This is a genomic window from Pseudidiomarina xizangensis (assembly GCF_052541995.1).
In genome coordinates, this window is sequence record NZ_JBOBQA010000001.1 from 1,515,599 (window position 1) to 1,538,008 (window position 22,410).

Genomic DNA, 22,410 nt, shown 5'->3' on the forward strand with positions numbered 1-22,410 from the left:
TAATAAATTATTCCAAGCTCTTTCCTATGTAATTTTTATGCGCCAGGACAAGAGTCCTGATTTTTCACTGTATTTTTTTGAAGAATTACCGCCGCTTATGGTTTTTAGCCCAATTTATTGCCGAATGTTTCTTCTCCTTTGCTGACCCATACCCAGTATTGTTATTTCGATTTATTCTAACAAAAGCGACTTTTATTCAGCTGCGCTACAAGAGCAAATTTGATTTACAAGGAATAATTTATTTTTCACTGTTCCTCACGTAGGATACCTACCAGACCTTAATCAACTGAGTATAGTCATGATTCGTACCTTTGCCCTCGCCGCTGTAAGTCTCTTTGCTTACGCCAACCTTAGTGCCTGCACACCAGAAAGCAGTTCGCCCCAACCTTTGTCAGAAGTACGGCAGTTATTGGGTCAAAAGCTGATGTTAGATTTTCGCTACTTCTGTGATGACAGCACACCGAGCGACGACTGTAAGCAGGCCGTCACCGAGCTACCGCCAGAACTCGCTGAAGTGTTACGCAGTGGCGCCATAGGTGGGGTTATCGTATTTGCTGAAAACTTAGAGACTGCGTCACAAATCATGTCACTCATTGACGCTATGCAACAGGTCATGCGCGAGCATGGTTTACCACCGCTGTTTATCGCTCTGGACCAAGAAGGTGGCCGCGTGGCACGGTTGCCCGATGATATTGTTACTCGCTTCAGTGGCAATATGGCAATAGGTGCAACCTATCCCAACCATGGCACCCTATTTGCGAACCAAGTCGGTGCTGGTATTGGTAAAGCAGTCAAATTGCTGGGCTTCAATCTCAATTTTGCCCCGACCGTCGATGTTAACGTCAACCCTGAGAATCCAGTCATCAATGTGCGCAGCTACGGTGAGAATGCCGAACTCGTCGCCGATCTTGGCCAGGCAACAGTCAGTGCCATGCAGGCGCAAGGTGTCATGAGTGCACTTAAGCACTTCCCGGGACACGGCGACACCCATGTTGATAGTCATACAGGTTTGCCACGGGTCGATCATGACCGTGCCACCATCGATGCGGTCGACTTATTGCCCTTTAAACGCAGCATTGCGAGTGACACACCGCCGGCAATGATCATGACTGCGCACATTCAGTATCCGCAACTGGACGACACCACCTTTGTCGCGACCGACGGTGAAGCCACGGTGGTGCCCGCTACCATGTCACACAAAATTCTGACCGGCGTACTACGCGGTCAGTTGGGCTATCACGGCGTCATCGTAACCGATGCTTTGGATATGGCGGGTATCGCACATTATTTCGACCCATTGGCAGCAACAGTTCAAACCTTTCAGGCCGGTGCTGATATCGCGCTCATGCCCTACACCATTCGCAACCACGACGATATTGCCGATTTCTCGCAGTATTTTGCCGGACTCGAACGAGCCGTCGAAGACGGTGCGATTGATTTTGTTCAGTTGCAAGCCTCCGCAGCACGTATTGCCGCGCTAAAAACTAAGTACGGACTCAAATCGACGGGCAATATGCCGCTCGCCGAACGTATTGCAAACGTTCAGGCACGGCTACCTTTGGCAGCAAACAAAAAGCTCGAACGTGAGCTTGCTGCGGCGGCAATAACTAACGTTTTTGATAATGGGGTACTTCCGGTCACCACCACCAAGTGGCAGTTGGTTATGCCTGATACGCTGCGTTGCATCGCTTTTCGTCAAGCGTTAGTGACACAGCAGCCCACCAGCGAGGTCAACTGTGTAAGTCTAAATGAGTTACCCGAAGGTCAGCCCTGGCAACAATGGAATCCAGATGCCACATTAGTGATCGGTGATATCACTCCGCATCATAGCCTCGCTGAAATGGGCGGTATGAACGATCTCAAAAACTGGCGCGAGCGACCAAGTAAAGACGCGCAATACCTGTGGATAGAACAGGCTTTGACGGCCGCAAAACAACGCCAGCAGCCTTCAGTAGTTATCGCCTTGCGCGCGCCCTACGTGCTGTCGCGGTTTACTGGTTTAGCCGATGCTGCGCTGGCTAGCTACGATTACAGTGCTTACGCCCCCACAAATGCGGCCAACAGCACGGCCATACATAGCCCCAGCATTGCCGCTGCGGTCGCGGCGTTGTTGGGTGCTCCGACCCCCGGTGTGTTACCAGTTACCGTGTTCCCCCCTGAGGCCGAGCCGCTGCAGTAACGCAGCGGCATCGTCACCAATCCGCACTAAGCCCGGCAGCGTCAGCTCTCGGGCATCATGTTCGACAAACCCGTGAACACCTCGTGCGTCACCAATAAAATCAACCTCTAGAGTTTCCGAACCTTTCGCCAGACACAAACAGATATCCGTTTGAAACGGCTCATGGGTGCCATCGTTTAAAGTGATTTGGCACAGTTTAATGTCACAAAAACCATCCGCGGTATTGCCAGGAATGCCATAATAATCCGCCAATGTAGTGTCACGATGCGCACCACTTAATACTGCTTCCAATGCCACTTGCAAAGCAATCACGTTGAGACGCCGCGCCACCTGTCGATGCGGGTCATCGCGATGCGCACCGCTTTCGATCAATATAGTACTAGCACCGGCACCCGCAATTCTATCGCCAAAAGAACGCGCCGAGTAACTATCGTCATACCGCGCGATGCCCTGTGGCAGCCAGTGCGACAAAATATGTCGCATGTGGGCAATAAGCTGCTTCGCTTGTAATCGTGCACTATCGACATGTTTATCGGGATGATACGCCGGAGCTAAAAACGCAATGGTCGCGGGTTCTGCGCTGTCGCCCACCGCGTAATACGGATTTTGATCGTGCAAATTAAAGGCCACAGTCGGCTGCAAACGTTGCACTTGTTGCCATAATAAACGCCCTTCCGGAGTCTGTTGCACCAGTGCATCACGATTAATATCAATGCCTTGGCCGTTTTGTCGGATCTCTTGCGCGGCGCCATCGGGATTCAGCATCGGAATAACGTGCAACGTGATCAGCTCGTGCCAGTCCGTTGGTAAGCTGCCCGGCGAGCGTTCTAACAAAAGTCGCAACCAATCCAGCACAGCGGCCGTGGCAGTCGGTTCATCGCCGTGCATTTGCGTCCAGGCTAAAATAATCAGGGGTCCCTGGCCGAGCGACAAACGCCGAATCGGCGTTCCCAGATAGGATTCCCCTATCGTAGTCACCTTAAGCTTCTCATGTTGCGTCAACTCATCAATGATTGGAGCAATGTCAGGATAAGTTAGATGCCGACGATCGAGTTGCGTCCATTGCAGTGCGATGACTTCCTGCTCTAGTGCGGCAATGGCGGCATCGGGGTGGCTCATGCTGAAACTCCTTCATCATTGACGTTGCTGTTACTGACGTTGCTATGACTAATGGCATCTAACAAGAAAGCAATGTGCGCGTAGGCGACACCGCTATGTTGCGTCAGACCTATTTCACAAGTGCGACTCGTGCTAACGCCTTTGCTGCAGTCCTTGGGTACTTGCTCTGCCAGCGGCGCAAGTGCAGTGCTATTCAACTCTGGCAGGGTAAAGCCTTTATCGCCTGCGAACCCGCAGCATTGAATGCCATCGGGTTCGACCACTTTGGTACTGCACAGCTGCGCCAGGTTGCGCAAGGCCGTCCCTTGATCCAGGTGACGGCTGCTGCAGGTCACATGCACTAGCAGCGGCTCATTAATAGGTTCTAATGCCAGTTCCGGCACCACGTGCTGGTACAGAAACGCACTTAGTTCAAGCGTGGTAATATGCTCGCAATCATCAAGTTGCAATGCACAGGGGCTGGCATCGAGTACGATCGGCCAGCGACCTTGTTCACTCGCTTGCCAAAGTAGTTGGCGAAGTTGTTCACGGCGTTCAGCTGCCTGCTGTGGATAACCCTTACTCTGCCAGGGTTGACCACAACAGGATTGCGCTGCGGATTCGGGTAGAATCACTTCAATGCCAGCCTTGTTACAAAGCCGTACCACAGTATCAGGCAACGAGCGCTGGTTATCTTGCGCGTAGCCAAACATACGGTTGGGACAGGTAATAAAATAAACCATTTTCCGCGCTGCCGGTTGCGGCTGTTCAGTCATTGTTGTGGTCGCTGCAGGCGGCAGGTCTGGCATACCGGCGGGGACCAAGGTGTTAACTAATTTGGGGACGATTTTGGCAACGTTGCGCGCTGCGCTCATGCCAAACCGGGCGATCTGCAAGCTGCTAGATAAGTGCTTGGCGGTCCAGTTCGCCACGCCAGTGTGCCGCGCTTGCTGAGCACGAAGCTGCTGCACCCAGCTGCCGGTATTAATTCCGACCGGACAGGCCGTCGCACAGAGTCCGGTGGCGGCGCACGAGTCAATGCCTAAATGCTGAAAGTCCTGTTGAATTTGTTGCTGATCAGCTGGCGTTTGATGTTGCGTCCGTCGCATCAACGCAATGCGTTGCCGCGGCGACAAGGTGTAATGTAACGACGGGCATTGTGGCTCACAAAAGCCACATTCAATGCAGGCATCCACCGTCGCATCGACAGCTGGCAGCTGTTTCAAGTCTTCGATGTGCGCATTTGGGTTGTCGTTAATGATCACCCCTGGATTGAGAATACCAACCGGATCAATCAATTGCTTCAACTTCTGCATCACCGCCAACCCAGCACCGCCCCATTGCGCATAAAGATAGGGCGCCATATTGCGGCCGGTGCCGTGTTCCGCTTTCAGCGTACCGGCGAATCGTTCGGTGACCAAGGTCACCACTGCCGCCATAAAATTAGCGTAGCGCTCGGTTTCCGCCGTTGTTGCGAATCCCTGGGTAAACACAAAATGCACGTTGCCATCTAACGCATGACCGAAAATAATCGCCTCATGATAGCCATGTTCAACGAAAAGTTGCTGCAACGCAGTTACCGCGTCGGGCAGTTGGTCGAGTGGGAACGCAACATCTTCGATAATCACTGTGGTGCCGCTGGCGCGCACCGCACCCACGGCGGGGAATAAACCTTTGCGAATTTGCCAAAGTGCTGCGGCGGTCACTGGGTCTTCACTGAAAGGGCACAAGGGTTGCACGTCGTTGAGGGCGCCTAAGCAGCCTTCAATAGCGGCTATTCCATCTGTTAGCTGTTCGCCACTGTCCCGCCCGATCTCAATTAATAGCGCCACAGCCGCCGGCGCTGGAGTAGTCGAAGTGTACGCCAGCAATAACTCACGGACCGACGCTAACGAACGTCCGTCCATGAACTCTACGGCATCGACACCAATAGTTTTTAATTCACTGATGACCGCGCAGGCGGCGTGGCTATCGGCAAATAAATACAACCCCGTAGCACTGGCTTTAGGTACTGCAACCGTCTGGTAAGTGATCTCGGCAATAAAGCCCAGCGTGCCCTCCGAGCCAATTAATAAATGGCTCAACAGGGCGACCGGATCCTGATAGTCGAGTAAGGCGTTTAGGCCATAACCCATGGTGTTTTTCAAACGGTACTGATGAGCAATTTTGGCGCTGAGTTCGGCATCGCCACGTACCTGCTCACCGAGCGTCGCCAGTTCATCTAACAACTGCGCGTGACTCTGACGAAAGGCAGCAACAGACGTGGCATCGCTGGTATCGACCAAGGTGCCATCGGCCAAAATAAAGGTGAGTTCCTGCAACGTATGATAACTATTATGGCGTACGCCACAGCACATGCCGGAGGCATTATTGGCAGCAATTCCGCCTATCTTACAGGTGTTAATAGACGCTGGGTCAGGGCCGATTTTACGTCCATAGGGTAACAGTTTACGGTTCGCGTCGGCACCGATTACACCGGGCTGTAAACGCACCCGTGTGCCTTGTTCGAGAATCGCAATCGCCTGCCAATCGCGGGTCAGTAGCACCAAAACAGAGTCCGATATAGCTTGTCCCGACAAGCTGGTGCCCGCAGCACGAAAGGTCAACGGCACCTGATACTGCTGCGCCAACTTCAGCAACTCGCGCATTTCGTCCGCACTGGCAATCTCGACCACTAACTCAGGTACTTTATGATAAAAGCTCGCATCCGTGCTGTGTGCAAGGCGTCGGGTCAGGTCCGTGAAGCGTCGCTCAGTTGGCAACAGCTCACTCACGCCTTGCAGAAAGGCTGGATTCAGCACCGAATTTTCACGCGCAGAACTCTCACGCACCAGAAACTCCTTTTGATATTCGCTTCAACTCGTTTATATTTGAATAAATAATTCCACAGGGTAGGACATCATGTCCGCATTTGCGAAAATAAAAGCGATACAGCATTCATTATCGGCCAGCGAAGCCAAGCTTGCCTCTTTTACCCTAGCCTCACCGAGCGCTATGCGGGATTTGTCGTCGTCGCAACTGGCAAAAATTGTTGGCGTAAGCCAGTCCAGTGTGGTCAAATTTTCTCAGAAACTTGGTTACAAAGGCTACCCAGCGTTTAAATTATCAGTCGTCGATGCGCTGAACAAAAAAGCCCACCACACGGCCCGGTTGCATGGCGAAATAACCTTGGAAGACGACTTTAATGACATGGCGGATAAGTTGCTGGCCGGCAAAATTAATGTGCTCAGCGAAACCCGCAATCTCAACGAGAAAGAAGCCTTTATGGACGCTGTGCAACGCTTGCTTGGCGCCCATCGTATTCTGGTTAGCGGCATCGGCGGTTCTGCGTTGGTTTGTCGAGATCTGTGCTACAAACTGCAAAAACTCGGGTTGCAAGCTCAAGCTGACGCCGACAGTCATATTCAGTTAGCCATTGCCGCTACGTTATCGGCCAGCGACGTGGTGATTGCTATCAGCGAATCGGGCACTACGCGCGAAGTCTCACGGGTGATTAAAGAAGCACAACGGCATAAATGCCAGATTATTTCCATCACCCGCTACGGTAAAACAGCGGTCAGCCAGCTTGCTGATGTTAAACTCTACTCCGTGGCCGAAAGTGAGTCGACGCGACTTTCATCGATTCACGCGCGGACGGCGCAAAATTTGATTATCGACTTACTATTCATTGCCCTGATTCAAACTTCCGAGTCTGGCCGCACTACGCTCGCGCAAACCAACAAAGCGTTTCAGCGCTTACGCGGCAGTTGAGCCGTTGCCTGTCTTGCCTTACGGATACAGCAAATACGGCTGACGGCGTGCTTTAAAAGCGGCCAGATCAGCTTGCCAGGTGGCGCGGATTTCAACCTCGGACTGGCCAGCCACTATAGCTTGGCGCAGTTTATCGGTGCCGCTCAGTTTGTCCATAAAGTCCGGGGCGGTGAAAAATGTAACGCCCGCAGCATCGAACTTACGATACGCAGCAATCAATAAACCTAAATCTAAGCCTTCCAGATCACTTTCACGCAAATCTTTGCCATAAGCGGTCCGCCCTTCCAGTTTTGGTAAAGGCGCGCTGTTAGGCATGCTCCGCGGGGTAAATTTAAACTCGCCTAAGTGCACTTCATCATGCCCCATCACCTGAAACGGAAATTCAGTCCCACGACCAATGCTCACCGCTGTCGCCTCAAACAAGCACAGCGAAGGATACAACTGAATCGCCTGCACGTTGGGCAGGTTGGGGCTCGGAGCTACGGGTAGCTTGTAAGGCTGGGAGCGCTGATAATCAGCCACCGGAATCACGGTTAACTCAAGGTTGTCGGCGGCATTGATCCAGCCTTCACCTTTAATCATCTGCGCTAACTCGCCAACCGTCATACCATGCAACAATGGAATTTCGTGCATACCAACGAATGACTGAAAGTCTAAATCTAACACCGGCCCATCAACATAGGCGCCATTAGGATTCGGCCGATCCAGCACCAACATTTTTACGCCCTGCTCGGCGGCAGCTTCCATCACATAATGCATGGTGCTGATGTAGGTATAAAAGCGGGTACCGACATCCTGAATATCAAAGATGATGGTATCAACATCCGCCAGCATCTCCGCCGATGGCTTTTTGGTCTTGCCATAAATCGACAAAATCGGCAGACCGGTGCGTGGATCGAGCGCATCATTTATAGTCTCACCAGCACCAACATCGCCGCGAAAACCATGTTCCGGCGCCAGCACCTTAACCACCTCGACGCCTTGTTCAAGCAAATAATCGACCAGGTGCTGTTCACCCACCCGCGAGGTTTGATTGACCACCAAAGCAACCCGCTGCCCAATTAATAGGGGTAAGTACTCACTTTCTCGTTCAGCACCGACATAAATGTCTTTAGTGGCAGAGCTGCAGCCAATCAAGGCAGCGCTTATCAGACCCACCAACGCCATTGCGCGCAGAATCGTACTCATGATTTTTGCTCCACGGCACGACGTAAAAAGCCATCTTGCTGGGCTAATAACCCTTCTGCCTCAGTCAGTTCCGCGCCGGTTAAAATCATCAATATGGCGAGTTTAGCCCGATTTTTTGCGGCTTTTAACGCCTGCTCGGCGGTTTCCCGACTGCAGTCTGTCGCCTGCATAACAATGCGAATCGCCCGCGCACGAAGCTTTTCATTACTCGCGTTCACATCCACCATCAGGTTTTCATAGGTCTTACCTAGGCGGATCATACTGGCGGTACTGAGCATGTTGAGTACTAATTTTTGTGCGGTGCCCGACTTCATACGGGTTGAACCCGTTAAAGCTTCCGGGCCTACTACTGGGCAAATGCCTATTTCGGCGGTGGTCATTAGCGGCGAGTCAGGATTACAGGTCACGGCAACGCTGACGCAGCCGATGTTATTGGCATACTCAAGTGCGGCAACCACGTAGGGCGTGCGACCACTTGCTGAAAGCCCGACCAGCACATCATTGTCGCCTAAATTGATGGCTTTCACGTCAGCAACGCCAGCATCACGGTCATCTTCTGCGCCCTCGACTGCAAATTGGATAGCGTGCTCGCCGCCAGCAATGATGCCTTGCACTAAATCGTCGGGCACACTGAAGGTCGGCCGGCATTCGACGGCATCCAAAATACCTAAACGCCCGCTGGTACCGGCTCCGATGTAGAACAAGCGACCACCACGTTGCAAACGCTCAACAATAGCATCGACCGCCTTCGCAATATTGGGGATCTGTGTTGCTACCGCTGGGGCAACATAGGCATCTTCATGATTGAGTTTGCGTAAAATACCCTCACTCGAGAGCGTATCAATTTCCATCGTCTCCGGATTGCGCCCTTCCGAGACGATTTTATTTAGTTGCGCCAGCAATTCGGCAGTGCGGTTCGAATCTTCCATAAATACTCTTATTAGTTAAGCTCGTTGGCGTTGGCTTCCCTAGCTGACGAGCCAGTCAAACAAATTAAAGTCGAGATGGCTGTGCCGATCATTAGCTGCCAGGTAAAGCCGATGTCGGTGACCCAGGCGGCTGGCCATAGCGCGTCCATAACATAAGGTTGCATCAACAGCGGCACCATGAAGCCCACCACTAATGCTGCGGCTACCGAAGTAGGACTACCGCGTTTGCTAAACAAGGTGACGAAGTACACACCGAGCAAGCCACTGTACGAGAACACCATGACACTCAAGGCAAATTGCAGTAGCGGCGTGTCAGTGTATTGCTGCCAGTAATAGCACAAGCACGCCATCAGCGCTAAAGCGGCAGCAACCACGGTCATACCTAGCTGTCCCGCGCGGACAAAGTGGGTGTCAGTGGCACTGGAATCGCGGCGCAATTTCCACGGCCGGTAAATATCCTGAATCAATACGCTCGACATTGAGTTGAGACCTGAATTCAAGGTCGACAACGCTGCGGCAATAATACCTATAGTGACCAGGCCACGAACGCCGGCGGGGATCTCCGTCAATACGTAATACATGAAAATAGTGACAGCTTCACCGGCAAAGGTCGGTACCGGGCCATCACCCTGTCCGGTTGCCATAATGTCGGGGCGCTGATAATAAATGTACAGCAATAAGCCAATCACGATAAACAGCAACATAACTGGGATCACCATAACCACCGACATCAGCATGGCTTTGCTGCCTTCTTTGGCATTTTTACAAGTTAACACGCGCTGTGTCATATCTTGGTCGAGACCAAAGGCTGCAATATTGAGCAATACAAAACCGGTCAACACTGACCAAATATTGAACACCCCGGAACTGCTGAAATCGACTTCGGTATCGATGAGCTTCAGCTTAGAAGGCTCGCCCGGAGCGGGGTTTTGCAGCGCATTCACAAGTTCGCTGAAACCAATGGGAATGGCGTTATAGAGCACGATAATGACGGCAATCGCAGCACTGACATAAATCACCGCTTGTAGAACATCTGAATAGATAACGGTACGAATACCGCCATAGACAGTGTACAACAGGCCCGCCAAGGTAATAATAAGCGTTGCCGCAATAACACTACTGGCCTCAAAGTCGCCAAATAAAATCATCGCCACCGCAATGGCTGCCATGTAAAGCCGTGCGCCACTGGCAAAGATCCGTCCGAACAAATACATCACGCCAGCTTGACGCTTGGCAGCACTACCGAAGCGTCGCTCCAGCAGCTCGTAAACTGTGTAGACCTTGTACTGGTAGAACTTGGGGATCAAGAAAATCGCCACGAAACCGACAGCGATGAAGGCGCCAATGTTGGTTGCTAAGTAGGTTAGATCGCCACGGTAACCCTGATCCGGACCACCGAGAAACGTTGCCGCCGACTGCGACGTCGCCAATACCGAAATCGCCACCACCCACATGGGCATTTTGTTGCCGCCCAGGAAGTAATCCTGCGTCGATTTATTGCGCCGGTTAAACAACCAGCCACTGCCGAGCAAAACCAGCCCGTAAGCGATGAAAACCAGTACATCAGCGAAAGAATAGTAACCGAGCATAATGACATTTCGGGTTAAGTGATTTGCCGCTTAGAATAGATTATTCCAACTTTAATGTATACCAGGAATAGAAAATAGAGAAAGGAGGGGCAGCCCCTCCTTTCTATACCCCGCTACTGAGCGGGATTCGTCAGAATTTCCTGTACGGTTTGCTTCAGTAATTGCTCAAGTTTGGCGCCAGCAAAGCCTACGTTTTCATAGCTATTGCCGTCGATGGAAGCTTGTGCCGCGACGGTGAACTCGCGGGTGCCCGCAGCAAGTGGTAAACAGATATGAGCCAGTGCGACCACTTCGCTCGTGCCACGGGTTTCACTCGGGCCGGCGCCAAGTTTGTGAAAAATGCGCCAATTACCGTTGGTGGCTTGGTCCAACACCTGCTGAGTAGTCAAACCTTCAAGTTGCGGAAGGTGCGCCTGCAATGCTGCAGCGACCGCACGGTGAGGCATGAGACTTGCTCCCGCCATCATGCCGCCAGCATTTGCGCTGTTTGCACTATGTCCCGGCCCGTAGAACAGCATCATCACCGCGGCATCCGACAAACCTGGCAACTGGGTTTGCGGCACCCGTTTATGCGTGGCCAAACGTTTTAAAAATTCAGCTGAGGCAAGGGTCGTCATTGGCTTGTTGCCAGTTAAACCGCAATCATCACAACGGTAACTGAGCATACCCGGGTCGCTGTCGCGAGCAACGAAGGCGGCCTCCACCGAACGCGAAGGTGTGCGCCAATAGTTATCGACTGGGGCAAAAGCTTCAGGCCCGTACGCACCACGAAATTTAACCTGCGGCTGACCAATATTGAGCCACGCACCGTGAAACAACGCAGTCAAGTAGTCACGCCCAGCCAAGTCGGCAAGATAATAAGCATAAGCATTCGAGTTACCATCAGCCTCGCCTGAAGGCTGGTAACTATGAATACTGCTGATCACATCGGCCAGTTTCAACTCCCCCACTAAAGTATCGGCCTGCGCGAAGTTGTCACTCACCAACGACATCGCAGCGCTGAACGCCATAACTTTCGAAGTACTCCACGGCTCGTACAGATCACCCTGAGTGTCAGCATTGCCGAGGTAACGAAACGCCAACGCATCACCTTTGCGAGCATAATCAATGACCGTTACCTTGCCAGCATCTGCTGGCAGCTCGAAATAATTCCAGTCATGTGCGCTCTTTTCGACCCAACCTGCAGCCGTACCCGTCTCGGTAACCGTTTGATAGTTCGAGTTAGCGCCACTAACTGCCGGCGCACATTGCTGCCAACGGGCACCTGGCTTCGCTGGCAACAGCGGGGCTGCCCCCATAATTTGCTCATAATATGCTTCGCCTTTCGGATCGATAGTTGCTTGCTGGGCAAAGACCGTCGGTACCACCGCAGCGAAACCGAAAGCACTTGAAAGCACCATTAATACTACGTTTGTTGTTTTTTTCATCAATCAATTCCTTATTATTCCCAAATCAAGAATAAAGTATTACAACTCATAGGGCAAAGTATGGCAGTATGTTGACCATTCGCTGGCACAAATCAATCTAAAAAGTGAGGCCATGAAGCACAAAACCTCTTCCCTCTATTACGTGGGCGTCGATGGCGGCGGCACCAAATGCCGCGCCGAACTTTACAACCCACAAGGTGACCTACTCGGCTCTGGCGTTGCTGGTTCGGCCAATATTGCGCGGCAAGGTAACACTGCTGAGCAATCGATCCTCACCGCCGTGAGCAAAGCGTTCGAAGCTGCCACTATTGATCAGCAGCACCTAGGCGACGCCGTTGTTTGCGCAGGCCTGGCGGGGGCTAATCTTCCCTCGGCAGCTGCAGCGCTAAAGCAATGGCGGCACCCCTTTCAGACCTTCCACTTTACTTCAGACCTGCACACGGCTCTTTATGGTGCCCACGCCGGTCAAAATGGCGCAGTATTAGTGATGGGCACCGGCTCGTGCGCCGCCGCACTGACCGACGGCAAGCTCACCCAGCTCGGCGGCCATGGTTTCCTGCTCGGTGATAAAGGCAGTGGCGCCTGGCTTGGCAAACAAGCCATCATGTACAGTCTCGAAGCGCTTGATGGTGTCGTGCCACATGGCCCGCTCGTCGAGGCGGTATGCAATCACTACCACAGCCAAAGTGCAACCGACATCGTTGATCGTCTCATTCAAGCCAACCCGGGCGTGTTTGGCGAGATTTGTCCCATCATTCTTAAGCTGGCAAGTGATGATGACCCGACGGCCCGTGCCTTGGTGGAACGCGGCAGCGCCTACTTAAGCGCCATCGCTCGCAAAGCCCTGCGGCTAAGCGGGGGCAATCTGGTGATAGCCGGCGGTGTCGCAACAGCCATGACACCCTGGCTTGACGACGACATTCGCAGCGCCCTGCGTCCAACCCAGTTTGGCCCAGAATGGGGCGCAATTTTGCTTTATCAGAACGGCGGTTTAGGAGACCTATCATGAGCCACCAAATGGCAGACGAAGCAACTTCCGCACCGGAAATTATTGCCCGGCAGCTCGAGAACAACGCTGAACGTTGTCAGCAAATTGCGGCAGAACTTCAGGCCACACCGCCGCGCACCATCATGATGATTGGCCGTGGCACCTCAGATCATGCCGGAGTTTTTGCTAAATACTTGTTCGAAGTCGGCTGTGGCGTACCCGTGTTTGCCGCCGCACCCTCGGTTGCTGGTGTCTATCACCGTACGTTAAAACTCGAAGGCTGCCTGGCGATTTGTATCTCCCAATCTGGGCAAAGCCCCGACATCGTGCAACAAGCGGAACTCGCCAAAGCCGGTGGTGCCCGCGTGTTGGCGCTGGTTAACGTGGTTGACTCGCCGCTTGGCCGTCTTGCCGATGAGGTATTGCCGTTGCACGCCGGTCCGGAACTGGCCGTGGCCGCCACCAAAAGCTACCTCGCCAGCCTTAGCGCTCTATGTCAGTTGTGTGCCTACTGGCAAAACGACCACGATTTACTCGCGGCGTTAAACGAATTACCTGAAGCAATGCGCCTAGCTCAGCAATTACCAGCTCAGCTAAAGGCAGATCAACTGCAAGGACTGCAACATTGTGTGGTATTAGGCCGCGGATTTGGCTACGCCATTGCCCGCGAAGTCGCACTCAAATTAAAAGAAGTGTTGAGCATCCATGCCGAAGCCTTTAGTAGCGCTGAGTTTTTGCATGGCCCGGTGACGCTCGCAGAAAAACAGCTGTGTATCATCGACCTACAAATCGACGATGAGGGTGGTACCACCCATCAGGAGCAAATGCAGGGCATCTCCGCGCGTGGTGCTAAGTTGATCCAGATGCATGTGCCCGTTGTTCCGCATCCGCGCCTGCAACCGCTGGTACTGATGCAGCGCTTTTATCTTGATATTGAACAGGCCGCACGGCAGATGGGGCTCGACCCCGACGCGCCGCCAGGCCTGAAAAAAGTAACGGAAACCCGCTAATGTTTGTCTGCGAACAGGTTCTTACCTCCCAAGGCTGGCGTCAGCAGCAGCTGATTAAGGTTGAAAGTGGCATCATCACCGCTATCGACGACGCGCCAACCAATCACGGCTATACCGTTTATCAAGGCCAATTGGTGCCCGGATTTATTGACGTGCAAGTGAACGGCGGCGGCGGTGTGTTGTTTAATCAAGAACCTAACCCAGCAGCCTTGCAGAAAATTATGGAAGCCCATCGCGAACATGGCACCACCGCCATGCTGCCGACGCTCATCACCGATAGCTACGATGCTATGTGTGATGCCGCCGCGGCTATGAAAACCGCCAAGCAACAAGGTATTCCCGGCATTATCGGAGCACATTTCGAAGGCCCATGGTTGAGCACCGCCCGCAAAGGCGTGCACAGCGCGCAATTTATTCGTCCGCCCAGTGCTGAGGAAATTGCGCTGCTCAGCGACCCGGAGCTCGGCACCCTCATGGTCACGGTGGCACCGGAGAATGTTAGCCCGGCAGTCATCACCCAGCTCAGCGACGCTGGTATTAAAATTTTCCTCGGCCATTCCGATGCAACGGCCGAGCAAGTCAACGCCGCGCTGGATGCCGGTGCCATAGGCTTTACCCACCTGTACAACGCCATGTCACCATTACAGTCCCGAGCACCGGGCATGGTAGGTGTCTGTCTGGCCCGCGATTGTTACGCTGGACTTATCGTCGATGGTTATCATGTTGACCCGCAGGCCTGCCAAGTCGCCTTTCGCGCCAAAGGGAAAAACCAGATGATGCTGGTCACCGATGCCATGGCGCTTGCCGCTACGAATGCCCATGAGGTGCCTTTCTTTGACACGCGCATTGTGCGCGAAGGCGACAAACTGACCACCCCTGATGGCACTCTCGCTGGCTCGTGTCTGACCATGATCGATGCTGTGCGAAATACCGTGCGACAGTGCGATGTCAGCCTCGCCGACGCGGTTCAAATGGCAAGCCTCACGCCGGCACGCATGCTCGGCCTGGATCACCTGCTAGGTAGCATCGACGTCGGCAAACAGGCTGATTTCATGCTACTCGACTCTGAACTTAACATCGTGCAACTGTGGCAGCAGGGCACGGCTATTCGAAAGGACATCTGATATGCGCACCGTTATTCCAATGATCACCATTGGTGTGTTGTTTTTCATTTTCGGCTTCGTGACCTGGCTCAATGGTGCGCTGATCCCGTTTTTGCAAATCATCTCCGATCTGAACGAATTCCAGGCGCTACTGGTCGCCTTTTGTTTCTACATCGCTTATGTCGTCATGGCGCTGCCGATGTCGTGGATTCTCGACCGTACCGGCTACAAAAATGGCATGGTGCTGGGGCTAGCATTGGTCGGAGTCGGTCTGTTCTTGTTTGTGCCCGCAGCACAAACCCACTACTTCAGTATTTTCCTGTTTGCGCAGTTTGTGGTTGGCTCCGGACTCACACTGCTACAAACCGCTTCGAACCCTTACATCGTGCGTATCGGTCCACATGAATCGGCCGCAGCACGCATCGCCATTATGGGTATTCTTAATAAACTCGCCGGCGTCTTTGCGCCGCTGTTCTTTACCTGGCTAGTGTTAGCCGACTTTCCAAATGTCAGCGCCGCCAGCATCGCCGAATTAACAGCCACCGAGCGCGCCGCACAAGTCAGTGCCATGGCCGCCAATATTATTCCACCCTATATCGGCATGGGTGTTGCGATGTTCGTGTTAGCGCTGGGCCTGTTTTGGATAAAACTACCGCATATCCGCGAAGAAGCACCTTCAGGCGCCGATGTGCACACCTCGGTATTACGCTACCCACAGCTTGTGCTTGGTGCCGTTGCGCTATTTTTCTACGTCGGGGTCGAAGTCATCGCCGGCGATACCATCGGTATGTACGGCTCACGCCTGGGCCTGGCGAACTACTCAAGTTTAACGTCGTACGTAATGGCGGCGATGGTCGTCGGTTATGTGTTGGGTCTGCTGTTGATTCCGCGACTGCTCAGCCAACAAGCCGCACTTACCGGTTCGGCTGTGCTGGGACTTATTTTTAGTGGTGCCCTGCTGTTAAGTTCAGATACCAGCACCGCTATTGCCACAGCACTATGGGGCTGGAGTAGCGTGCCGGTGGTACCTAACTCGGTCGCCCTACTCGCTTTACTAGGCCTCGCCAACGCCATGGTGTGGCCGGCAATTTGGCCACTGGCACTGGCAGATCTCGGCAAGTTTACCGCCCGCGGCTCGGCGATTTTAATCATGGGTATAGCAGGTGGCGCAGTGCTACCCTTAATTTACGGCGGCCTGGCCGACGCTTTCAGCGCCAAACATGCCTACGCGCTACTACCCATTGGCTACGCCGTTATTGGTTGGTACGGACTGGTCGGACATAAAAAGCGGAGCTGGTGAAATTAGCGGTTTCAGGCTAAGCTAAACGTAGACAACAATAACAACCAGAGTCGACAACGCACGTGCCATTTCACTTACCTACGTTGATCATTACAGTTATCAGTTTGAACCTCCTGTTGGGAGGTCTGATGCTGGTGATCTACGAGGTTCGCAAAACCCAGAAATGCTTTTTTACCTGGGGCATTTCCTGTTTTATTTTTGGCATCGCCGTGGGACTCGCCGGCATGCAAACGTACTTCGATCAGGCATGGCTGACTATATTTGTTGCTGACGTACTGATTATCCTGACCCCGCTGCTGGCGCTGCATGGATTGCGACAATTCCAGATGCAGCGCCCCATTTCCTTTAAGTTAGTAGCTCTGGTCCTGAGTTATAGCGCCCTGCCGCTGGTGCTTCTCTATACAGCCCCAATACATGCACAAACCTTTACCTCAGTGGTTTGCGCGGCGATCTATTTGTATGCCTCGATTTACATATTAACCATCAAACAAGCGCCGACGCTGATGCGCTGCATGTTGTTTTGTTTGTTTCTTGCCCACGGCGCGTTGATGCTCGCTCAGAGCGGTATGTTAGTACAAAATTTAGCGGCAAAAAGTGTTGTGATGCTGCCCTCGTCATTCGAGTGGCTGCTGATCGGTCACCTGGCATTAACCACAGGCACAGCCACTCTATTTCCGCTGCTCGCATTCGCGATGAGCGAAAAACGTCTGCTTGAGATAACAAATTTTGATGAGTTGACGCACATGCTTAACCATCGCGCATTTCTTGAGCGTACTGGATTATTGCTGGCCAAGAATCGCATTCGAAGACGTTCGTTCTGTGTCTTAGTGATTGACCTTGATCATTTCAGTAACATCAATGCGCACTACGGCGATGCCGCCGGCGATGAGTGCTTGCGTCAAATTTCTGATATTATTCAGGGTCACCTTCGTGAAAATGACGTTGCTGCACGCATTGGTGGTGAGGAATTTGCCGTCGCCTTAGCCGACGTTGACCGCAATCAAGCCGAGCTGATCAGCTACCGTTTGTGTGAACGTATCGGCAAAGCGACCTTCAACATCGAAGGCGAGACCTTAAAGATCACAGCAAGCATTGGTGGGATTCACAGCAGATCGAGCCGCCGCGAATTAGACGATTTGTTGCGGGCCGCCGATGAAGCCTTATACACCGCTAAATCAAGTGGCCGCAATCGCTTTGTACTAGCTACTCAAACTTAACTGACAGAGATTAATAACTGTTGTAGTTGGGTTTATTGTCTTTGCCGTTGTCTTTGCCTTTAGCCTTCTCTTTATCCTTTTTACTGGTTTCACGCTCTGCTTCCATTCTCGCTTTACGCTGCTCCCGCAAAAACTCTTCTCTATCTTTACGTTGTTCACGCAGAAATTCGTCCTCGTCTTTACGTTGTTCACGCAAGAACTCATCTTCAGCTTTGCGACCTTCACGGATAACTTCAGCGCGCTCTTTTTCTGCTTCTAACATCGCTTTGTCGTGATCTTTTTGTGCTTCAAGAATTGCTTTATCGTGATCCTTCTGTGCTTCACGAGACGCTTTATCCTGTTCGTGCTGTGCTTCGCGAGCAGCTTTTTCCTGCTCTTTGTGTGCTTCACGCATCGCCTTAGCGCGCTCTTTATCGGCTTTTTCCAGATCTTTCGCTTGCTCTTCGCTCTGCTGATACGGATTAGCCTGAGTGGCGTTCGATAACACTGCAAAGGGAACTACGGTTGCTAGCATGATAACGCCTAGTAATTTTTTCATATCGATCTCCACAAGATGGGATTACTGAGCATTGAGTATAGGCGCTGATTTTATTTACACCGCTGCCTTAACATGATCTTTTCAATTAAGTTAAAACCTGACGCTAAGTTTTCCAGGACGATCCTGGGTTTAGGTGCGGGTGATCTGATAATTTGGCCGATACCGTGTTGCTTGAGGGTACGCTGGAATGAACCCATTCTAGAGGCGGATGCCTTTATCCAATTTAGGGTTTCGCGGGACAACGAAGTCAAGAGTGCGACCATGGAAGCTGTCACATTTCGGCGGGTGCTGACGTCTTGTTTTTAATCAGATGTACTTTTCCGCACCTGTCTGAAAGGACACATAGTTATGCAATACATTGCCGCATGGTCTGTACTGTCGCTAGCGAGTTTCATTCTTACCGGGTGTAGTGGTAGCTCGATTGCTATCACTCCCACACCCCCTCCGCCACCAGTCAACGTCGTCGATACCGTATTCGCCAGTCAAGTCACCGTAGGACGACTTTATTTAGATGGTGAAGCACAGCTCGCAGGTACCTCAGATGGATTGTTTTGGCGTACCAATGCCCAGGCCGACTGGCAACAACGTTCGCCGACTACTGCAAATGTAAACGCTGTAGCGGTTATTGCCCCTGGTCACTATGTTGTCGCCATGCATCCAGCCGGCAGCGCCCCACACACAGAAGCTTCACCACTGTATGTTACCCAAGATAGCGGTGCGAACTGGCAAACCATCAGCCATGACTTCGGCCGCGACAGTTACACCACCATTAACAATTTAGCTTATGACGTCAGCACCGGGGCGCTTTATGCCGTCGGAGCAACAGCCGTTGCTGTCGCTGACAGCACCGCGACGAACTGGATGCTTCTCGACGGGAAATGGGATGGCTTTGCAACGGGAGTCCATTTGCTTGAACCACAACCTACGCAGCAGAACCTCTGGTTTGGTGGTCAGGGTGCCATCGAGAATGGCTTTCTGCGTCGCTATTTTCTTCCCGATAGGGCCATCACTACCTGGACTGACCTTTTCCCAAATCCATCAACCTTTAAGGGTGGTCTGATTCACCCCACCGACAGCCAAACGGTACTCTTTGGTGGTGAAGGCGGCATCGCGATAAGCAGAAATAATGGAGAGAGCTGGGAGCTCCCACTGGGTGATGTGAATCACCGCTTCTATTGGGATGTCGTAATCGATGATGCCGGAGTGCTTTATACCGCTGGCTACGACAAATCTGGTCCAGAGCAACCACTGATTGTCGAATGCAGCAGCGATAATGGGATAACCTGGCATAGCAATGACTTTGCCGATGAAATCAGCAAGGGCGGCGTGAGAAGTCTGGCAATGATTGACCTAGGTGGCGATTCTGCGCTTTACCTTGGTTTGTGGAAGAACGGCATCAAATCGATCAGCACTGCGGATTTAAATTGTGGCTAATCCGCACTGATGCGAGCGGCAGCGCAGCGCGCGATACCAGCTCAGGAACCGTCGGAGATACCAGAAAAACAGGCGATTAATCGCCGAAGTGGGTGGACAATGCCGCGGTTTTTCCCTAGAATTCCCGCCTGCTTGGCCTGCTTGTTCGCAGGCAGATTCATTTCCTATTTAATGCGCACCCGTAGCTCAGCTGGATAGAGCGCTGCCCTCCGGAGGCAGAGGTCACAGGTTCGACTCCTGTCGGGTGCGCCATTTTTAAAGGCCTGCAGCGCACACCGTTGTCTTTATAGTGCCGATAACTCAAAAAGTCCCACAGTTAGTCCCACACTTTTGTAATTTTCGCTGATTTGTCTTGGTGCTGTCGTTTGTCGTTTTATGGTGTCCTGGGACAGGGTTTTGCCGTTTGGGACAGGACAACTGTCCTGCGCGAAACTAATTCTAACTTGGTTCCAAATGCCCCAACTTCTTTTATTGCTCTAATTGACTGACCCTACCAAAGCTTTGAAGTTTTCTCCGTAGTACTCATAAGAAGCTCTCATAATGCCAAGCGGCGAATTATCTATCTCAGTATTTTCTAACGTTTTGGGAACCGGAATAATATTACCTTTTTTATCATATACTGGCTTGACCGCAATTTGTGTTCCAGAAAAGTTACATGACATTGAAGGGAGTACGACACAAGAGTACCTATGCCTATTCGTCGCATAGTAACTATCCGAAAGACTAATAGTAGCACCGATACCTTCCGGAGCATTCGGTTCTTCATCTGAAAGCCATATTATGCTTTCACGGTGCGCTAACTGATTACGCGCCTCGCGCACATACTTCAGGAATTGGCTCTCTCTAGCGCGCAATAGTGAGACCTTCTTGATTAATTCTCTTCCAATAACCGAGTCGCAATTAAGGAGCTCAAACCCTTTCTCTGAAAACTCCCAAGCTTGATTTATGGCCCAGATAAAAGAGTTATAGAAGAACTCGTAGGCCCATGGTGGTATTTTTGCTCTTTGAACTTCTTCAATACAAATTTCACAGTGAGCAAATGCCTTAGCAGCGTTGTGAAAAGGAGATGTTTTCTTGGTGAGCATAAACTTCCTCTGTTTTCAGTTCTCATCTGATGAAGCTTGAATGGTGCACTCTGCTCGAGTCTTTATCTAACACCTTCCTCTTCATCTTCTGCGATGATATCCAGCACTTGATCAAGGTATCTACCGTACTCTTTATCCATTCCGACTCTCAAGTAAGCGGGAATCTAAAAGGGAACTTAATGTAAAAACTCCATCAACCGTACCTTCCAATCATCAAGCACGCAATAAGCTTCACCGAATATAGTCTCATACAGCGTTTTATCGAGCAGCGGCGCACCGCTCTCGATAAGCTCACCTACGCGCTCCGCAGGGCGGCCGATATACTCGTATTTGGTCAGGTAATCCGCTTGGTCTTTGGCGGCGTCCCATATACCAAGGAATACCGCCGAAGCTATAATTGCATGCGGAGCGGGAAGCGTGATCCATATTCGAGAACCATTGTCGCGATAGTTAAGCCTTCCCTCCTCAATGTGAACTTTCGCGCCAATCCAAAGCTGTTTGCCAACAGTCCTGGGTAACTCCCCTATGACCAGATAGCGATTACATTGTTTCGCATAGCTGATGATACTTTGTTGCGCTTTATCTAATGCGTCGAGAGAAGCAATCTCTTCTCTATGCGCCTCTGACAATCCGCTAGCAATACTTTCGAATTTCGTCTTTAACTGCACCTGACGAACGCGAACTACTAGAGAGTCTGCAGCTTGTTGGTTGTTGAACCCTAAATATTGCAGCATATCGTTGAGGCGCGATAGGTTTTCCGCTCTAGCTATAGTCTTTTCATCTACAGGTAGGTTCGATGTACTCGCGACTTTTTCACTGATATATACCCATATATTCTTCATAGAGCTACTGCCTTCTTATCATACCGTTCAGAACGGCACTTACTAACCAGCCTTAGTCGTCTTTGATCTGCAGCGTTGCGTTGGTCCCTAGCACTCGTGCGTGACCATGCACTGCTCTAGGACGCTCATCTCCGGCAGGACCGATGTAACGGCCCTCAGTGTCGAAAATCGCTTTCGGTTTTTTATCGATAATAAGAAGGTAATGCTTTATTGGACCAAAGATGCCGTGAATTCCATTTCTATCATTGATAATGGCGTTAGCAATGCAGGGCTCTCCGTTGCCGGCTTTTAGCGGCTCATAATGCTCAGCCATGTCGAGTACATGTAAACGGTAGGCACCGACCATCCCAGCAAACGTAATTTGCCGAGGTCGACTATTGATAAAAACGCGCTCTAAATAAGCTTTAGGGGCATTCTCAGGGTTATAGTTATGAGGATGGAACATATTTTCGTCTCCATTATTTACGATTGATGATGGTGCAAATAAGGAGAGCAACACACTATGCGTCTGATGGTTCCTGATCACTTTTTGTCAGGCACATCCCAAGTCGCTACTTGGTGGCCACCTTACCCAGACTGGCAGGTTGGCGAGAGCGTTGCTCTTCTCTTAATGCAGGGAGGATCTTAACAAATAGACACCTATACGTCTATACATGCAGTTAACACAATGCATAACTAGACTCACAATAGGGTTTCGACGTAGGGTATACTTAATGGAATTGAAATGAGGTAC

General features: G+C 51.7%; 18 protein-coding genes, 1 tRNA gene and 1 riboswitch. Of the genes, 9 read left to right on the forward strand and 10 right to left on the reverse strand.

The features are described 5' to 3' along the window. Positions 1–298: 298 nt before the first annotated feature. Positions 299–2,179, forward strand: coding sequence for a glycoside hydrolase family 3 protein (locus ACQ5ES_RS07325; protein ID WP_445015278.1), 1,881 nt, complete (start codon positions 299–301; stop codon positions 2,177–2,179). On the opposite strand, the gene ACQ5ES_RS07330 is transcribed toward ACQ5ES_RS07325, so the two are convergent. Together ACQ5ES_RS07330 and ACQ5ES_RS07335 are read right to left on the reverse strand one after the other, a co-directional pair. Beyond that, a complete protein-coding gene (locus ACQ5ES_RS07330; protein ID WP_445015280.1) occupies positions 2,135–3,298 on the reverse strand; it encodes a M14 family zinc carboxypeptidase in 1,164 nt (387 codons plus the stop codon). The genes ACQ5ES_RS07325 and ACQ5ES_RS07330 overlap by 45 nt on opposite strands. Then, entirely contained in the window at positions 3,295–6,108 is a 2,814-nt protein-coding gene (locus ACQ5ES_RS07335; protein ID WP_445015282.1) for an FAD-binding and (Fe-S)-binding domain-containing protein, read from the reverse strand. Before ACQ5ES_RS07335 ends, ACQ5ES_RS07330 begins: the two co-directional genes overlap by 4 nt. Before the next feature lie 70 nt (positions 6,109–6,178). Between ACQ5ES_RS07335 and ACQ5ES_RS07340 the strand changes: the two genes are divergently transcribed. Next, on the forward strand, positions 6,179–7,027 hold the full coding sequence (locus ACQ5ES_RS07340) for a MurR/RpiR family transcriptional regulator (protein WP_445015284.1): 849 nt from the start codon (positions 6,179–6,181) through the stop codon (positions 7,025–7,027). 18 nt (positions 7,028–7,045) lie between these two features. Here the strand turns inward: ACQ5ES_RS07340 and ACQ5ES_RS07345 are convergent, their stop codons facing one another. The 4 genes from ACQ5ES_RS07345 to ACQ5ES_RS07360 form a co-directional block, all read right to left on the reverse strand. Then, positions 7,046–8,215, reverse strand: coding sequence for an exo-beta-N-acetylmuramidase NamZ family protein (locus ACQ5ES_RS07345; protein WP_445015286.1), 1,170 nt, complete (start codon positions 8,213–8,215; stop codon positions 7,046–7,048). Next, positions 8,212–9,144, reverse strand: a complete 933-nt coding sequence (gene murQ, locus ACQ5ES_RS07350) for an N-acetylmuramic acid 6-phosphate etherase (RefSeq protein ID WP_445015288.1) — start codon at positions 9,142–9,144, stop codon at positions 8,212–8,214. Before murQ ends, ACQ5ES_RS07345 begins: the two co-directional genes overlap by 4 nt. 11 nt (positions 9,145–9,155) lie before the next feature. After that, positions 9,156–10,733 (reverse strand): sodium:solute symporter, encoded by a 1,578-nt coding sequence (locus tag ACQ5ES_RS07355; RefSeq protein WP_445015290.1) that lies wholly within the window; start codon positions 10,731–10,733, stop codon positions 9,156–9,158. A 113-nt stretch (positions 10,734–10,846) separates the two neighbouring features. Continuing rightward, positions 10,847–12,160, reverse strand: a complete 1,314-nt coding sequence (locus ACQ5ES_RS07360; RefSeq protein WP_445015292.1) for a hypothetical protein — start codon at positions 12,158–12,160, stop codon at positions 10,847–10,849. Positions 12,161–12,272: 112 nt separating this feature from the next. Here ACQ5ES_RS07360 and ACQ5ES_RS07365 point away from each other — a divergent pair, with 112 nt between their 5' ends. The 5 genes from ACQ5ES_RS07365 (at position 12,273) to ACQ5ES_RS07385 (ending at position 17,778) form a co-directional block, all read left to right on the forward strand. Continuing rightward, on the forward strand, positions 12,273–13,169 hold the full coding sequence (locus ACQ5ES_RS07365; protein ID WP_445015294.1) for a glucosamine kinase nucleotide-binding domain-containing protein: 897 nt from the start codon (positions 12,273–12,275) through the stop codon (positions 13,167–13,169). Then, complete coding sequence (nagB-II, locus tag ACQ5ES_RS07370; RefSeq protein WP_445015296.1) at positions 13,166–14,158, forward strand: glucosamine-6-phosphate deaminase NagB-II; 993 nt, start codon at positions 13,166–13,168, stop codon at positions 14,156–14,158. The genes ACQ5ES_RS07365 and nagB-II overlap by 4 nt, the downstream gene beginning before the upstream one ends. Continuing rightward, positions 14,158–15,282 (forward strand): N-acetylglucosamine-6-phosphate deacetylase, encoded by a 1,125-nt coding sequence (nagA, locus tag ACQ5ES_RS07375; RefSeq protein ID WP_445015298.1) that lies wholly within the window; start codon positions 14,158–14,160, stop codon positions 15,280–15,282. Before nagB-II ends, nagA begins: the two co-directional genes overlap by 1 nt. A 1-nt stretch (position 15,283) precedes the next feature. Then, positions 15,284–16,561: a sugar MFS transporter gene (locus ACQ5ES_RS07380; protein WP_445015300.1), complete on the forward strand. Its 1,278-nt coding sequence runs from the start codon at positions 15,284–15,286 to the stop codon at positions 16,559–16,561. A 128-nt stretch (positions 16,562–16,689) separates the two neighbouring features. Next, positions 16,690–17,778, forward strand: a complete 1,089-nt coding sequence (locus tag ACQ5ES_RS07385) for a GGDEF domain-containing protein (RefSeq protein WP_445015302.1) — start codon at positions 16,690–16,692, stop codon at positions 17,776–17,778. Between the two features lie 10 nt (positions 17,779–17,788). Here the strand turns inward: ACQ5ES_RS07385 and ACQ5ES_RS07390 are convergent, their stop codons facing one another. Continuing rightward, entirely contained in the window at positions 17,789–18,316 is a 528-nt protein-coding gene (locus tag ACQ5ES_RS07390; RefSeq protein ID WP_445015304.1) for a hypothetical protein, read from the reverse strand. A gap of 348 nt (positions 18,317–18,664) precedes the next feature. On the opposite strand from ACQ5ES_RS07390, the gene ACQ5ES_RS07395 reads away from it, so the two are divergent. Together ACQ5ES_RS07395 and ACQ5ES_RS07400 are read left to right on the forward strand one after the other, a co-directional pair. Continuing rightward, positions 18,665–19,750: a beta propeller repeat protein gene (locus ACQ5ES_RS07395; RefSeq protein ID WP_445015306.1), complete on the forward strand. Its 1,086-nt coding sequence runs from the start codon at positions 18,665–18,667 to the stop codon at positions 19,748–19,750. A gap of 175 nt (positions 19,751–19,925) precedes the next feature. Next, positions 19,926–20,002: transfer RNA gene (locus ACQ5ES_RS07400), tRNA-Arg, on the forward strand. 224 nt (positions 20,003–20,226) lie between these two features. On the opposite strand, the gene ACQ5ES_RS07405 is transcribed toward ACQ5ES_RS07400, so the two are convergent. The 3 genes from ACQ5ES_RS07405 to ACQ5ES_RS07415 form a co-directional block, all read right to left on the reverse strand. Beyond that, entirely contained in the window at positions 20,227–20,835 is a 609-nt protein-coding gene (locus ACQ5ES_RS07405) for a hypothetical protein (RefSeq protein ID WP_445015308.1), read from the reverse strand. Between the two features lie 176 nt (positions 20,836–21,011). Next, a complete protein-coding gene (locus ACQ5ES_RS07410; RefSeq protein WP_445015310.1) occupies positions 21,012–21,677 on the reverse strand; it encodes a hypothetical protein in 666 nt (221 codons plus the stop codon). Positions 21,678–21,729: 52 nt separating this feature from the next. Continuing rightward, on the reverse strand, positions 21,730–22,122 hold the full coding sequence (locus tag ACQ5ES_RS07415) for a hypothetical protein (RefSeq protein ID WP_445015312.1): 393 nt from the start codon (positions 22,120–22,122) through the stop codon (positions 21,730–21,732). 56 nt (positions 22,123–22,178) lie between these two features. Continuing rightward, a riboswitch (SAM-I-IV-variant riboswitch) is annotated at positions 22,179–22,296 on the reverse strand. Positions 22,297–22,410 lie beyond the last annotated feature (114 nt).